The sequence below is a fragment of the Pseudolabrys sp. genome (assembly GCF_050250095.1).
Classification (GTDB): Bacteria; Pseudomonadota; Alphaproteobacteria; order Rhizobiales; family Xanthobacteraceae; genus Pseudolabrys.
Window position 1 is genome coordinate 229030 of record NZ_JBFWPH010000002.1, and the last position, 13659, is coordinate 242688.

The following is a 13659-nucleotide window of genomic DNA, read 5'->3' on the forward strand; positions in this document are numbered from 1 at the left end:
CTGTTTTCGAGCCCTGTCGGATTTGATTACACCACATCCGGCAGGTGCGGCAAACCGGCGATTCTCACGCCGGCCCAGCGGTTTGAGCGGACAAATCGGGCGATGTCGTGAAGCTCGCGTCCGCGCCGAAGCGCCCGAGCAACTGCCACTCGCCGGACGGCCAGTCGGCTACCGGCGCTGGACCGAGCAGATAGAGGAAATAGTCGTAAGAGGCCCGGCGGTCGTTCGCCATGATGAACTGGAAGTGCATCCGGAAGAAGTTGTTGCGGAAGCGCATATAGGTCTGCGGCTCGAGACAGTCGGCAAAGCGGACCGCGACGATGACCGGATTGTGGCGCGGCCCGTGCAGCGGTGTGTTCAGCGCCGTGACCGGGTCGAACTTGAAGACATTGATGACGTCCTTGCGCGATTGAAATTTGAGCCATGCAATCGACGGCGTGTTGGCGAGCCGCTCGATGGCGCGGCGGACTTCGTGGCCGGCCGGGTGCAGCGCCGCCGCCGGCATGATCGAGCCGAGGCTCATCAGCACGATCTTCGGACCGTGTTCGCCCAGCTTCGGATCGCGCTCGAGCGCGCGGTTGACCGCCAGCATCGCGACCAGCCCGCCGCAGCTGTGACCGACGATGACGATCTCGTCGGTATCGGCGGCTTTGGCGCGGGCAATGATGCGGTCGGCGAACTCATCGACGCGGCGGTCGAAATCGGTCCGCCGGCCCTTGATCTGGTCGCGGACGAACACCCACATCTGCGCGAGCTGAAGCACGAAATACTGTTTGAGAAGCGGGACAGCCGCGACGGCGACCGCGATCGCGGCCAGGGTTCCGGCCGTCCTGGCGATGCCGCTGCCATATGACGCGAGAAGTTCCGACACCACCGATGCGATGACGGCGGCAATGCCGAGCGTCAGCAGCATCATCAGCGCCGGGTACATGAAGAACAGCCCGAAGCGCCACGACGCGCGAAAAATCCGGAACAGCGCGCCCGACAACAGGAAGCTGCCATAGGTCGTGACGATGCCGGGTAATCTTGCGAGGAATGGTCTTGCGAGATCAGCCTGGGCGAGATCGTGCCAGGCCATCATCTCGTAGCGGGTTTCAACCTGCCAGTTCGGCGCGGCGGCGGTCATGGTCCAACGCGCGGCGTGTCCGGCCGGATCGACATCGGGCGCCGTCATCGTCGTTTGCAGAGGCCACAGCTTCAGGAAGCGGCGGAACTCCCGCTGGAACAGCGCGATGTAACCGTCGAAGCCTTGCGGATCGTAGCCCTCGACATAGAAAACGTACCGGCGTCGCACCATGTCAGCGGACAGCTCCTGGATTTTTGGTTTGTCGCGTTTTCTTGACGCGAACCGGAATCCACTTCGCTTGAAAACGCTCTAGTCGACCTCCATCGGCGACGTTCCGGCCGGTTTGCCGCCGGAGTCGAGCGTGATCTTCTCGACGCGGGCTTCGGCCTGCCGCAGCAGTTCCTCGCAGCGCCGCTTCAGCGCCTCGCCGCGCTCATAGATCGCGACGGACTCCTCGAGGGGAACCTTGCCGCCTTCCAGCCGCTGGACGATCGATTCCAATTCCTCGATCGCGCGCTCGAACGGCATTTTCTTGATGTCGGTATTGGTGTCGGCCATGGGTCGTGTCCGCGTGGTGTCTTGATCCGATCCTAGAAGTACTGAAGGCGTGGAGCAGGGGCAACCCGCCGTTTTTTTGCCTGGCCGACCGCCGGAAAACGCTTTATCCGTGCATCAGCGTCGAAACATGCGCGCCGACCGAGCGCGACAGGCCCTCGAGATCGTAGCCGCCCTCGAGCAGCGAGACGATGCGGCCCTCGGCGCACTCGCTGGCGACGTCCATCAGTTTGCGGGTGACCCAGGCGTAATCGGCCTCGACCAGATTGAGATTGGCCAGCGGGTCGCGCATATGCGCGTCGAAGCCCGCCGAGATCACGATCAGATCGGGGTTGAACTGGCGCAGCCGCGGCAGGATCGCGGTCTCGACCGCGTCGCGGAACACGTCGCCGCCGTCGCCCGCCGATAGCGGCGCGTTGACAATGGTGTTGAAATCGCCGCGCTCGCCGACCGCGCCGGTGCCGGGATAAAGCGGCATTTCGTGGGTCGAGCAATACATCACGCTCGGGTCGCGCCAGAAGATGTCCTGCGAGCCGTTGCCGTGATGAACGTCGAAATCGACGATGGCGACGCGCTCCAGGCCATGCTTCTTCTGCGCGTAGCGGGCGGCGATTGCGGCCGTGTTGAACAGGCAGAAGCCCATTGGGCGGGCCGTTTCGGCGTGATGGCCCGGCGGCCGGGCGGCGAGGAAGGCGTTGTCGACCTTATCGGCCAGCACCTCATCGACCGCGAGGGTCGCGCCGCCGACTGCGCGCAGCGCCGCCTCGAAGCTGCCGGGAGACATCACGGTGTCGGCATCGATGCGCACCATGCCTTCCTTCGGCGCGTGTTCGCGCATGGTTTCGACGAAGTCCATCGGATGGCAGAGCGCGACCGTATCGAGGTCGGACATCGGCGCCTGTTCGCGCAAGAGTGGCTGGAATTTCTCGTCCTCCAGCACGCGCTCGATCGCGCGCAGCCGGTCGGGGCGCTCCGGATGGCCTTGCGGCGTGATGTGATTGAGGAAGGAGGGATGAGTAATGAGAAGAGTAGACATTGCTGACCGCGTTTCCTTTCCGGGCAGTGTAGCAGAGTTGGGCGCGCGCGGGCGAATAAGGCCGGTCAGCGCTTCGCGGCGAGGCTGACGCCGGGCGGGGGCGGCACGTCCTCCGGCACGAAGAAGTCGGGCTGTAGCGGCTCGGTGGGATCGACGCGATAGCGGTCGAAATCGATGACGCCCTCGGCAGCGAGAAACGTGTCGTCGATCAGGAAGTGTCCGGTGAAACTCGCCGGTTTCTCGAAAATGCGCGCCGCGGCATCCGCGACAATCTCCGGCTTGCGCGACCGGCGCATCACCTCATCGCCGCCCAGCAGATTCCTGATCGCGGCGGTGGCGATGGTGGTACGCGGCCACAGCGCATTGACCGCGATGCCCTTGGAGCGCAATTCGCCGGCAAGGCCCAGCACGACGAGGCTCATGCCGAACTTCGCCATCGCATAGCCCGTGTAGGGCGCGAACCACCGCTCCTTCATGTCGAGCGGCGGTGAGATCATCAGAATGTGCGGACTGCCGGAATGCTGCAGATAGGGGAGCGCCAGTTTCGACACCATAAAGGTGCCGCGCGCGTTGATCTGGTGCATCAGGTCGAAGCGGCGCATGTCGGTGGCGGCGACCGGCGTGGTCTGGATGGCGCTCGCGTTGTTGACGACGATGTCGATGCCGCCGAAGGTCTCGGCGGTTCTCGCCAGTGCCTGCGCGACCGCTTCGTCGTCGCGAACGTCGACGACGAGCGGCAGCGCGCGTCCGCCGGCCTTGGCGATCTGCTCGGCAGCGGTGTGGATCGTGCCTTCGAGCTTGGGATGCGGCTCGGCGGTCTTGGCGGCGATGGCGATATTTGCGCCGTCCGATGCGGCGCGCAGCGCGATGGCGAGGCCGATACCGCGCGACGCGCCGGTGATGAACAGTGTCTTGCCCTTGAGCGACATGGGTTCGCCCGCCCGGTTATGCCAGCGCGGCGTCCGCGCCGTTGACGCTTTTCTCAGCCGTCGTCACGGCGCGCTCCAGCCCGTCCGCCTGCACGCAGATGTTCTCGGCGAGGAAGCGGGCGAGTGCGACGCGCGCGGCCGTATCGTCGCCGGACCGTAGCGCCACCATCGCCTCGTTGGCGATCATGCACCCGCCTGCCGAGTTGCCGAACAGCCGCAGATAGGGCGTTGCGCCGGCGAGCACCGAATCCGGGGACTTCTGCGACAGGATCCATTGCGTCGCGCGCTCGAGACTGTCGAGCGACTCGTTGAGCCGGGCACCCGTCTCGCCGAACGCCGGATCGTTCGTCTGCGACACTGCCTTGGCGGTGGCACGCAGCTCGGCGATCAGCGCCTTGACCGTTTCGCCGTTGTTGAGCGGCACCTTGCGGGTGGCGAGATCGATCGCCTGGATGCCGTTGGTACCTTCGTAGATCGCGGCGATACGCGAGTCACGATAATGCTGCGCCGCGCCGGTTTCCTCGATGAAGCCCATGCCGCCATGGACCTGCACGCCGAGCGAGGATACCTCGACGCCGATATCGGTCGAGAACGCCTTGGCGATGGGCGTGAGCAGGGAGGCGCGCTCATGCGCGGCCTTGCGCTCGGCTTCGGTTTTGGCGCGGTGCGAACGGTCGAGCGCGATGGCGGTCGCAAAGCAGATGCTGCGCGCGGCCCGCGTCAGCGCGCGCATCGTCAGCAACATGCGTTTGACGTCGGGATAGTGGATGATCGCCTGCGGGCCTTGCTTGCGATCACGCGCGTATGCGAGCGCCTGCTGGGTCGCGCGCTCGGCGATCGCGACGCCCTGCAGGCCGACCGCGAGACGGGCGCGGTTCATCATCGTGAACATGCAGAGCATGCCCTTGTGCTCTTGCCCGATCAGGTAGCCGACCGCGCCGCCGTCGTCGCCGTAGACCATGGTGCAGGTCGGCGAGGCATGGATGCCGAGCTTGTGTTCAATCGAATGCGCGCGGGCGTCGTTGCGCTTGCCGGGCGTGCCGTCGGCGTTGAGCAGGAGCTTCGGGATCAGGAACAGCGACAGGCCCTTGGTGCCGGGCGGCGCATCCGGCAGCCGCGCCAGCACGAAGTGAATGATGTTGTCGGTGAGGTCGTGCTCGCCGTAGGTGATGAATATCTTCTGGCCGAAGATGCGGTACGTGCCGTCGCCCGCGCGCTCGGCCCGCGTGCGTAATGCGCCGACGTCGGAACCGGCCTGTGGTTCGGTGAGCTGCATCGTGCCCATCCACTCGCCGCTGACGAGCTTGCCGAGATAGGTTTGCTTCAACTCGTCGCTGCCATAGGCGGCGAGCGCATCGACCGCCGCCATGGTCAGTACCGGACCGATGCCGAACGCCATCGAGGCCGAATTCCACATTTCGACACAGGCGGCGTTGACTGCGTGAGGCAGGTCTTGTCCGCCCCATTGCGCCGGGGCAGCGAGGCCGTTCCAGCCCGCGCTGGCCCATGACGTATAGGCGTCCTTCCAGCCGGGCGGCGTGGTGACGGCGCCGTCCTTGAACGGGGTACCGAACTTGTCGCCGACCGTGTTGAGCGGCGCGATCACGTCGCTGGCGAATTTGCCGGCTTCCTCCAGCACTGCATCGATGGTGCCGAGATCGAGATCGCCGAACAGTCCGCTTTCGACGGCTTCGGTGAAACCGGAGGCATTCCTGAGGGCGAAGGCGATGTCTGCAACCGGGGCGCGATAGGTCATGCCGGTAATCTAGGGCATGACCCCGAAAAGTGGGAACCGGTTTTCGGAGTAAGGTCATGCCCCTGTAAAAAGTCTTTCGGGGGCAGGGCGCAATCGCGGTTCTGCCGTGGTTTTCCACGCCAGATTGATCGGTTTTTGGGGTGCCGCTATGGTCCGCCGCGCCGCCGTGCCTGCGAACGTGCTAAGGCGGTGCTCATCCCGGATGGTCTGTTGGGGCGTAGCCAAGCGGTAAGGCAGCGGATTTTGATTCCGCCATTCCCAGGTTCGAATCCTGGCGCCCCAGCCAGCCAGTCCGGTCTCTCTGCTGGACTTCCGAATTGAATGCAGAAAGGCCGCAATTGCCGGCGAATTGCGTCACGATAGAGTCTCTGGTGCCTTTGAATTCTTACGAACTAGGGCCGCACGGGCTAATTGTCTCCGCGATAGCTGGCCGATATTCCCAAATTGGGGAGACGCGTGTTGGAGACTCTTTCGGTTCAACACTGGCCGGGGAGGGCGGTAGCGTTCTGCAGAAGTTTGAGCGAAACATTGTCTACTTCACGAGCCATTTGGCATAGGCGTCGACATCAATCATCGGCACCGTGCCGCTGAATTGCAGCTTCTCGATCAGTTTGAACAGAAACGCCGTCGCAGGCTTGCCCTCGGCCAAAAGCTGGTACCGCCCAGATTTCTCGTCGAAGACAAAGTGTCCGTGCGTTGCAACGCAGCCGATGTCGAGGCGGCCGTCACCCAGATTTGCTTCAAGCGCTTTCTGAAATGACGGGCCTAGCGGGGGACTCCAGTCGCTCTCGACTGTCAGTAGGCCGCCCATGATTGGGATGAGCGCTTTTGGTGGATAGGTGCCGCCCGCGTGGGGGATAGGCAGGCTTGTCCGATGCAGTGCCCGAACACTGGCCACCTTTTCTTGCGCATAGGTGACAAGCCCGGCATTCGCCGTCTGCTTGGCCTCGAACACGGCGTAAACACTTTCCGCCGGTATTATCGTCTGGCCCTGAAAGTTGAAGATGAACGGCGAGTACTGACGATCGAATACGACCACATCGATCTGCTGGCTAAATTTGCCAAGGCTGTCGACGACATGCGCGGTAGCCGCCTGGTAGCGCTTTGGCAGGTAGGTGTTCAGTAGTTCGAGCCAAACACCTTCGCTGGCGTCGCCCATAGTGCCGGGATGGCCGAACGCGGACCGCACGGTCGCGAGGCGCCGCTGGATGTCGTCATGCAGGGATGACAACAGTACTTGAAGAGACCAGTCCGCCATGCGCGTGCTCCTTACGAAAGGGGAAATTTCGGGCCGAACAGCGCACGCCACGCCTTCAACGCTTCGCCGTTCTGTCCTTGCCGCGCCTCATTGATTGCAAGGCTTGCCTCGCGGCTCGCGGCCCGCAGCAGTTCGCGCGCTCTCTTCTTGCGAGCCGCATCCATCCCATTGCTGATGGAAGGGCCAAGTCCGGCCGGGTCCGGCCACACGTCCATGATCCGGTCGGCCATGGTCGAGAATAGCGCTTGCAGCTCATAGTCGTAACGCCCGCCCCAGCCGCCGTGCAAGCACTCGAGCGCCATGACTTCGATGAGGAATGACGGTTTCACCGGCTTCTCGCCGTGACGCGGGTTGTTGTGCCAACTGTCGGCAGTTTGCTATATTTGAGAAAAATCCGTCTATCCGCGAAAAGTCAGATGAACTACTTGCGCCGGAGGCGGGCCGGATTTCTCCACCACGAGATGACCGTGGTCGGATCTACATAGTAGTTGGGAGCGATTTCACTCGCCGCCTGCTGGATCGCGTCGTCGCGGCGAAGCCCCTCGGCCTGTAGTTCGAGTCTGCGAGAATCAAACTGAGCAACGGCCGTCTGTTCCCACCGGCGCGACCACCAGTTTTTCCTCGGGCGATGTTTGGGCTTAAGCGACCGGCCCTGCAACTGTGCTTTCAGATCAGCCAGCATACGCTGAGCAATCGCCGGCGGCACCAACACCACGCTGTCGCCGCGGATGAAGGCTTCGCCTGCGGCGAGCGCGAGCGCGTGTTTCATCCCTTCAACATCGATCTGATCGAGCGGGCCCGCTTCGTCTTCGATTTCTGTCCATAGCGCCGTTGGACTGCGCGTCGGGATATTGAATCTGCGTTGGGCGGACATCGCTCAAATATATGTGGTGTAAGCTAAATTGCGATGTCTAGCGCCAACGCTGGCCGCAAAATGCTTATCCCCGCTATGGACCCGCTCGGCACACGGAATTCTGCTAAAACATCCGGTAGTTAGAAGCGGTCAAAGCTGATCGGGAGGGGGGCGATGCCATTGCGTGACGTGCTGACACGCATCTTAAGTGATTATCAGATCGCCAAATCGCAGCCGCTCGAGGGAGATCCTTTGGCGCAGTTTATCCGTGGCGATGCCGCAACTGCCGTGACGGCTGGGCTCGGCGAGCAAGCAACCGGGATGGTCGTGCAGGGTAGCCCGGGGCGGGGGAATTGGGCGGCTGTGCCCTGGGTTTCGGTGTTTGACCCAGTGATCACAACAAGCGCGACGCGTGGCTATTACGTTGTCTATTTATTTCACGGCAGCGAAGCTGTTGTCCATCTCTCGCTCAATCAAGGAACGACCGCGGTCCGCGAAGAGTTTGGCGCGACGGCCCGCGCGGTGCTCGCCGATCGGGCGCAGTTCATACGCCAGCGTATTTCAGAATTTCAGAGCGAGCTCCCGGTCACCGCGATTGATCTTGGTTCTGAGGCTCGCTTACCAGGTGATTATGTGGCGGGTCACGCCTTGGGCGTCAGCTATCATCTCGACACCTTGCCGGATGAAGCGAAGCTGCGCTCCGACCTTCAGAATGTAGTTCGCGCTTATCGCGCGCTGACGTTTCGCGGTGGCATTGAAGGCGATGTGGAGGCTCAGCAGAGTGAGATCACCGAGGAGTTTAGCCAGCCGGCGCTGGCCTCCGTGACCGAAACTCGCAAATATGTTTATCATCGTAAAATTGAACGCAATCGCACCGCTGCCAAAAACGCCAAGAAATTTCACGGTACCGTGTGCCAGGCCTGTGAGCTCGATTTTGCTAAGCGCTATGGTGCGATCGGCGAGGGATTTATCGAAACGCATCATCTCAAACCGATCAGCAAGCTCGAGGAGGGTGTTCCGGTTCAATATGACGTGGCGGCCGATTTTGCGGTGCTATGTGCCAATTGCCATCGCATGATCCATCGCACCGACGATCCCAGCGATCTGGTGGCTTTTCGAAAGCGTCTTCAGGGCGAGTCTTAACATCCGTGATGGCGATGGAAAGGCGGACCTGCTAGCCTGTTGAAGACCATAATGGATGCGCGAGATGGTTCGGGGCGTGGCTGTTTCGACGATCGCAATGACAGCGATTTTGGGCGTCACGCTGGCAGAAGCTGCCTGTGGCACGCGGGGCGGGCCAGGTTATCGCGGCCCTAATGGCAAGTGCGTCGGTTGGGCCCAGATTGGACGCGTGTGTGGCAACCCGCCGACATTGAGATGTACGGCGGAGCGTGAGCACCCTGACGCGGCGACCGCGGCGGGGCTCGGTCAAAAGATTGAGGGCTTGCGCCCGATGAACCGCCAGGAGCGGAAATGACCCGCCGTCCAAGCGCGCTTCCGGGGCGTTTAGGCCAGCAGATCCTGGGGGCACCTCTTTTGTCGGCGACAGAGCAGGACAGAATTGCGGCCGACATGAAAGCGCTTGCCACCTTGCTCGGACAGAATGAGCCTGGAGAGCTGCCACCGAAGCCGATAACGCAGCCGACACATGCTCCGGACTGATCGGGTTATGGCGCAGCATCGAGGTGCTGACAGCTTTGAATCAAATTGCGCCGTGGATTCGCAGAATGAAAGATTATGGGAAGCCGTAGCAGCGCAACCCTATCCAGGCTAAGATATTCCGCCAGTGCGCACCCTGCGGAAAATCATCTTTCGCTTGGTCAGTTGCGCCGCCCCAGCGTAAATCTGGGCTCAACGAGCCTACATCGGCGGGATGCCCGCTTTGGTGATGATCTCGCCCAACTTGACGGTTTCCGACGCCATGAACTTCGCCAGTGCTTCGGGTCCGCCGGCGGTCGGTTCGGCGCCTTGTTCGGTAAAGCGGGATTTTAACGCCGGGTCCTTCATCGCTTCGGCGAGTGCCTTGTAGAGCGTGTCGATGATCGGCTTCGGTGTGCCGGCCGGCGCCAGCAAGGCCAGCCACGCGCCGGTCTCGTAATTCTTGACCCCGGCCTCCGCCGCCGTCGGCACGTCGGGCAGGGCGGTCATCCGCTTGTCGCTGGTGACGGCGAGCGCGCGCGCGTCGCCGGACTTTAGCAAGTTGAGCACGTTCGGCAGAAGCTGAAATCCCAGCGGAACCTGGCCGGCGAGAAAATCCGGGGTGTACTGGGCGATGTTGCGGTAGGGCACGTGCGTGAGCTGCGCCCCCGTGAGTTGCTCGAAATAGACCGCGGCCAGATGTTGCGAGCTGCCGACGCCGACAGTGCCGTAATTGAGCTGCTTCGGATTGGCTTTCGCGTAGGCGACGAGCTCCGTGAGCGTTTTCGGCGGCAGCTTGGAATTGATCACGATGACGTTCGGCAGAATCGCGAACAGGGAAATCGGCGCCAGTTCCTTTGCCGGATCGTACCCGAGCGTCTTGAACAGGGTCTTGTTGGCCGCCAGAGGTCCGGACGTGCTCATCAGGTATATCCGTCCGGCGCGGCCTTGGTGGCGGCGGCCGTGCCAGTGTTGCCGCCGGCGCCGGGGCGGTTGTCGACCACGAATTGCTGGCCCAGAGACTTGGACATCTCGTTCAGCAGGAGACGGGTGACGACGTCGCTCGCGCTGCCGCCAGCGAAGGGGACGATCACCTGGATCGGTCTGGTCGGGTAGCTCTGGGCGCGCGCCGTGACGACGGCGGCGACGGAGAGGGCGAGGCAGAGAGCCTTTAGAAGTCTTGTTCGCACGGCGGTTCCTCCAGGCTTGTTTGGTTTGATCCAATCACACGGCAAGGGTTGCCATCAGTCTTTCGCAATCGGCTTTGTCGCTGGCGCGGCCGCTTACGACGATGCGCCCGCGTTCGATCACCGCGAAGCGGTCGCACACCGCGAGTGCCTGATGCACGTTCTGCTCCACGAGCAGGATGGTGCAGCCGGCTGCCTTCATTTCCTGGATGATGGCGAACAGGTCGGCGACGATCATCGGCGCGAGACCTTCACTCGGCTCGTCGATCAGCAGAAGGGTCGGCTTGCCGATCGTGACGCGCGCCATCGCCAGCATCTGCTGTTCGCCGCCCGACAATGTCGTGCCGTTCTGATTGCGCCGCTCCGACAGGCGAGGGAACCGCTCGTAGGTTCGTTGTAGCGCGGCACGGCTTTCTTTGGACGAGCGTCCGGGCACTTGTAGGAAACCTAGCGTCAGGTTCTCCTCGACTGAAAGGCCGGGGAAGATGCGCCGATCCTCCGGCACGAACCCGACGCCACGCCGCGCGATGCGGTCTGCGTGCAAGCCGTGGATCGGCTCGCCGTTGAATTCGATGGCGCCTTCGGTCGGCTTCACCCAGCCGGCGATGGTCTTGAGCAGCGTTGTCTTACCCACGCCGTTGCGCCCGAACACGCCGAAGACTTCGCCCTCGCGCAGCGTGAGGTCGATGCCCTGGATGATGTGGCTCGGGCCGTAATGCGTATGGAGGTTGCGGATCTCGAGCATGGTCAGGCGTGCCCGAAATAGGCGGTCTGCACCGCCGGGTTGCTGCGCACCTCGGTGGGCGCGCCTTCCGCCAGCACTTGGCCCTGATGCATGACGATAACATGATCGGAAAGGCTCATCACCAGCCCAATATCATGCTCGATCAGCAGGACCGTCACGTCGCTGGCGAGCGACCGGATCAGCGCCGCGGTATCCTGCGTGTCGCCGTGACTCATGCCTTGGGTCGGCTCGTCCAGCAGCAGCACCTTCGGTTTGCAGGCGAGCGCGACGGCGACCTCGAGCCGCCGCTGCTCGCCATGCGACAGGTCGCCGGCCAGGTCGAAGGCGCGGCCGGCGAGGCCGAATCGCTCGAGCAACTCATCGACCCGCGCCTGCGCCGTGCGGCTCGCCCGCACCGGGCGCCACGCCATGCTCAGCGGCTCGAGGATTTGCGCCGCCAAGCGCAGGTTTTCGGCCACCGACAGTTCGAAGAATAAATTGGTGATCTGGAACGATCGCGCGAGCCCTGCCGCTTGCATCCGGTAGGGCGGCTGCGCCGTGTAGTCGATGCCCTCGATCAGCACATGGCCGGTCCGCGGCCGCAGCGCGCCGGAGATCAGGTTGAACAACGTCGATTTGCCCGCGCCGTTCGGGCCGATCACGGTGGTGATGCGGTTGCGCTCAACCGTGAAGCTTACCGCGTCGACGGCGCGCAAGCCACCGAAGTTCACCGACAGGTCGCGCACTTCCAGGATCGGCGCAGTCATGGCTTCGGCCTCCGACCCAGCATCCGCTCCACCGCCGGCCGCACAATGCCCATCATGCCCTTGGGCAGGAAGATAACCGCGCCCATGAACATGAGGCCGATGACGATCAGGTGGTGCTCGGTGTAGCTGCCGATCACCGACTTAAGCACCGTGAGCAGCACGCTGCCGTAGAGGGCGCCGACCAGGGTGCCGACGCCGCCGGTGACCACGGTGATGACGGCGTTTCCCGACGTAGCGAAGAAAAAGAGCTCCGGCGACACGAAGCCGCGCAGCATTGGATAGAGCGCGCCGGACAGCGCCGCGATCACAGCTGCGAGGACGTAAGCCGTGAGCCGCATGGTCATCGTGCGATAGCCGAGGAAGGGGATGCGCGCCTCGTTGGCGCGTGAGGCAATTAGCAGGCGGCCGAACGGCGTGTCGAGCAGGTAAGCCGACAGCGCGTAGAGAATGACGATCAGTGCCAGCACGAAGATGAAGAATCCGGCCGGCGAGGCGCTCGACACCGAAACGATGCCGAGGTTGATCTCGATGACCGGCACCCCGATCAGCCCGTCGGAGGCGCCGAGCGCACGCGTGTTGTAGACGACCTTGGCGGCGACCTGCGCCATGCCGAAGGTGATGAGGGCGAAATAGACGCCGCGCACGCGGTTGACGATGAAGCCGCCGATCAGCCCGGCCACAGTCGCCGCAACGGCGGTGGCGCCGAAAGCTGCCCAGAAAGAAGGAACGGCCATCAGCACTAGCGCCGACAGATACGCGCCGAGGCCGAAATAGAGCGCCTGGCCGAGCGACAGGAGGCCCGTATAGCCGAGCAGGATATCGACCGACAGCGCGAGCCCGCCGAAGATCAGCGCTTCGGTGGCGAGCCGCAGATAGAAGGTATCGCCGACGGCGACGCCGATACCGGCGCAGATCAGCGCGGCGGCGACCAGAACAGCGGCGAGCACATGGCTCGCCCGCATCGACCGCGTGAGGGCGTCAACCATGGCCGAGCCTGCCGAATAGGCCTTGCGGCCGCACCATCAACATAATGACCATGATCCCGAAGACGATAGGGTCGGACCACACCGGCGAGATGTAGAGCGAGACGATCGCCTGCACCTGCGTTAGCACGAGGCCCGCCACCACCACGCCGGCGATTGAGCCCATGCCGCCGACGATGACGACGGTGAAGGCCATCAGGATGAAGTCGCGGCCCATGGTGGGAAAGACGGAATAGAGCGGCGCCAGCAGCACGCCGGCGAGGCCGGCGAGCGCAACGCCGAAGGCGAAGGCGCCGGCATAGACATGCTGCACCGGCACGCCGAGCGACGCCGCCATGTTTCGATCGTAGGCGGCCGCACGAACCATGGCCCCCAGCCGCGTCTTGTAGACGACCAGCGCCACGCCGGCGATGATCGCGGCGCCGACCAGGATCAGGAATAGCCGGTAGGACGGAATGAAGATGCCAAGCGCCTCGACCCCGCCAACGATCGGCGTCTCGGGCTTATAGGGGTTCGGCCCAAACACCAGGCGGAAGACGTCTTCCAGCACCAGGCCGAGGCCGAAGGTCAGCAGCAGGGTCGTGACGTGACGCTCACCGGAATGGAATACGCGCTGGATCAGCCCGCGCTCGACGATGTAGCCGACCGGCAGCATCAGCAGCGGCACCAGCATCAAAAGCAGCCAGAAGGGCAGTCCCACGGCGGCGAGCGCCAGCGCGATGAAGGCGCCGAGCGCGTAGAATTCGCCGTGCGACATGTTGATGACGTCGAGCAGGCCGAAGATGATCGTGAGGCCGAGCGCGACGAGGATCACGGCCACGCCGAGCACGAGGCCGATGAGCATCTGCGGCGCCAGTACGAACTGGAAATATTCGATCGCCGCAGACATCATCGTGCCTCGTGACCC

At 63.3% G+C, this 13659-nt stretch carries 15 protein-coding genes and 1 tRNA gene; 2 read left to right on the top strand and 14 right to left on the bottom strand.

Going from position 1 to position 13659, the window contains the following annotated elements:
- Positions 1 to 64 precede the first annotated feature (64 nt).
- The 5 genes from AB7F10_RS06415 to AB7F10_RS06435 all read right to left on the bottom strand — a co-directional run bounded on the left by AB7F10_RS06415 (position 65) and on the right by AB7F10_RS06435 (position 5342).
- Positions 65 to 1297 (bottom strand): hypothetical protein, encoded by a 1233-nt coding sequence (locus AB7F10_RS06415; protein WP_428559501.1) that lies wholly within the window; start codon positions 1295 to 1297, stop codon positions 65 to 67.
- Between the two features lie 78 nt (positions 1298 to 1375).
- Positions 1376 to 1624 (bottom strand): exodeoxyribonuclease VII small subunit, encoded by a 249-nt coding sequence (locus AB7F10_RS06420; RefSeq protein WP_428559499.1) that lies wholly within the window; start codon positions 1622 to 1624, stop codon positions 1376 to 1378.
- A gap of 103 nt (positions 1625 to 1727) precedes the next feature.
- Positions 1728 to 2657 (bottom strand): histone deacetylase family protein, encoded by a 930-nt coding sequence (locus AB7F10_RS06425; RefSeq protein ID WP_428559497.1) that lies wholly within the window; start codon positions 2655 to 2657, stop codon positions 1728 to 1730.
- Positions 2658 to 2722: 65 nt separating this feature from the next.
- The gene (locus AB7F10_RS06430; RefSeq protein ID WP_428559495.1) at positions 2723 to 3586 is read right to left on the bottom strand and encodes an SDR family oxidoreductase; all 864 of its coding nucleotides are present in this window, start codon (positions 3584 to 3586) and stop codon (positions 2723 to 2725) included.
- 16 nt (positions 3587 to 3602) lie between these two features.
- Entirely contained in the window at positions 3603 to 5342 is a 1740-nt protein-coding gene (locus AB7F10_RS06435; protein WP_428559492.1) for an acyl-CoA dehydrogenase, read from the bottom strand.
- Positions 5343 to 5553: 211 nt separating this feature from the next.
- Between AB7F10_RS06435 and AB7F10_RS06440 the strand changes: the two genes are divergently transcribed.
- Positions 5554 to 5628: transfer RNA gene (locus tag AB7F10_RS06440), tRNA-Gln, on the top strand.
- Positions 5629 to 5874: 246 nt separating this feature from the next.
- Here AB7F10_RS06440 and AB7F10_RS06445 read toward each other — a convergent pair.
- From AB7F10_RS06445 to AB7F10_RS06455, 3 genes are all read right to left on the bottom strand, one after another.
- On the bottom strand, positions 5875 to 6600 hold the full coding sequence (locus tag AB7F10_RS06445; RefSeq protein ID WP_428559490.1) for a DUF6602 domain-containing protein: 726 nt from the start codon (positions 6598 to 6600) through the stop codon (positions 5875 to 5877).
- An 11-nt stretch (positions 6601 to 6611) separates the two neighbouring features.
- Complete coding sequence (locus AB7F10_RS06450) at positions 6612 to 6929, bottom strand: hypothetical protein (RefSeq protein ID WP_428559488.1); 318 nt, start codon at positions 6927 to 6929, stop codon at positions 6612 to 6614.
- 92 nt (positions 6930 to 7021) lie between these two features.
- Positions 7022 to 7474 carry a hypothetical protein gene (locus tag AB7F10_RS06455; RefSeq protein WP_428559486.1) on the bottom strand — a complete coding sequence of 151 codons (453 nt, stop codon included), beginning with the start codon at positions 7472 to 7474 and terminating at the stop codon, positions 7022 to 7024.
- A 153-nt stretch (positions 7475 to 7627) separates the two neighbouring features.
- Between AB7F10_RS06455 and AB7F10_RS06460 the strand changes: the two genes are divergently transcribed.
- Complete coding sequence (locus tag AB7F10_RS06460; RefSeq protein WP_428559484.1) at positions 7628 to 8596, top strand: MrcB family domain-containing protein; 969 nt, start codon at positions 7628 to 7630, stop codon at positions 8594 to 8596.
- Positions 8597 to 9313: 717 nt separating this feature from the next.
- Here AB7F10_RS06460 and AB7F10_RS06465 read toward each other — a convergent pair.
- From AB7F10_RS06465 to AB7F10_RS06490, 6 genes are read right to left on the bottom strand one after another with little or no spacing between them, the layout of a single operon-like run.
- Positions 9314 to 10015, bottom strand: coding sequence for a Bug family tripartite tricarboxylate transporter substrate binding protein (locus tag AB7F10_RS06465; protein WP_428559482.1), 702 nt, complete (start codon positions 10013 to 10015; stop codon positions 9314 to 9316).
- Entirely contained in the window at positions 10015 to 10281 is a 267-nt protein-coding gene (locus AB7F10_RS06470; protein ID WP_428559480.1) for a Bug family tripartite tricarboxylate transporter substrate binding protein, read from the bottom strand. The genes AB7F10_RS06465 and AB7F10_RS06470 overlap by 1 nt, the downstream gene beginning before the upstream one ends.
- Before the next feature lie 34 nt (positions 10282 to 10315).
- Positions 10316 to 11023, bottom strand: coding sequence for an ABC transporter ATP-binding protein (locus AB7F10_RS06475; RefSeq protein WP_428559478.1), 708 nt, complete (start codon positions 11021 to 11023; stop codon positions 10316 to 10318).
- 2 nt (positions 11024 to 11025) lie between these two features.
- Entirely contained in the window at positions 11026 to 11769 is a 744-nt protein-coding gene (locus AB7F10_RS06480; RefSeq protein WP_428559476.1) for an ABC transporter ATP-binding protein, read from the bottom strand.
- Complete coding sequence (locus AB7F10_RS06485; RefSeq protein ID WP_428559474.1) at positions 11766 to 12755, bottom strand: branched-chain amino acid ABC transporter permease; 990 nt, start codon at positions 12753 to 12755, stop codon at positions 11766 to 11768. Before AB7F10_RS06485 ends, AB7F10_RS06480 begins: the two co-directional genes overlap by 4 nt.
- Entirely contained in the window at positions 12748 to 13644 is an 897-nt protein-coding gene (locus AB7F10_RS06490; RefSeq protein ID WP_428559471.1) for a branched-chain amino acid ABC transporter permease, read from the bottom strand. Before AB7F10_RS06490 ends, AB7F10_RS06485 begins: the two co-directional genes overlap by 8 nt.
- Positions 13645 to 13659 lie beyond the last annotated feature (15 nt).

Excerpts from the sequence above, each read along its gene's own strand:
- AB7F10_RS06415 (WP_428559501.1), bottom strand. The coding sequence starts at position 1,297 with ATGGTGCGACGCCGGTACGTTTTCTATGTCGAGGGCTACGATCCGCAA.
- AB7F10_RS06420 (WP_428559499.1), bottom strand. The coding sequence starts at position 1,624 with ATGGCCGACACCAATACCGACATCAAGAAAATGCCGTTCGAGCGCGCG.
- AB7F10_RS06425 (WP_428559497.1), bottom strand. The coding sequence starts at position 2,657 with ATGTCTACTCTTCTCATTACTCATCCCTCCTTCCTCAATCACATCACG.
- AB7F10_RS06430 (WP_428559495.1), bottom strand. The coding sequence starts at position 3,586 with ATGTCGCTCAAGGGCAAGACACTGTTCATCACCGGCGCGTCGCGCGGT.
- AB7F10_RS06435 (WP_428559492.1), bottom strand. The coding sequence starts at position 5,342 with ATGACCTATCGCGCCCCGGTTGCAGACATCGCCTTCGCCCTCAGGAAT.
- AB7F10_RS06445 (WP_428559490.1), bottom strand. The coding sequence starts at position 6,600 with ATGGCGGACTGGTCTCTTCAAGTACTGTTGTCATCCCTGCATGACGAC.
- AB7F10_RS06455 (WP_428559486.1), bottom strand. The coding sequence starts at position 7,474 with ATGTCCGCCCAACGCAGATTCAATATCCCGACGCGCAGTCCAACGGCG.
- AB7F10_RS06460 (WP_428559484.1), top strand. The coding sequence starts at position 7,628 with ATGCCATTGCGTGACGTGCTGACACGCATCTTAAGTGATTATCAGATC.
- AB7F10_RS06465 (WP_428559482.1), bottom strand. The coding sequence starts at position 10,015 with ATGAGCACGTCCGGACCTCTGGCGGCCAACAAGACCCTGTTCAAGACG.
- AB7F10_RS06475 (WP_428559478.1), bottom strand. The coding sequence starts at position 11,023 with ATGCTCGAGATCCGCAACCTCCATACGCATTACGGCCCGAGCCACATC.
- AB7F10_RS06480 (WP_428559476.1), bottom strand. The coding sequence starts at position 11,769 with ATGACTGCGCCGATCCTGGAAGTGCGCGACCTGTCGGTGAACTTCGGT.
- AB7F10_RS06485 (WP_428559474.1), bottom strand. The coding sequence starts at position 12,755 with ATGGTTGACGCCCTCACGCGGTCGATGCGGGCGAGCCATGTGCTCGCC.
- AB7F10_RS06490 (WP_428559471.1), bottom strand. The coding sequence starts at position 13,644 with ATGATGTCTGCGGCGATCGAATATTTCCAGTTCGTACTGGCGCCGCAG.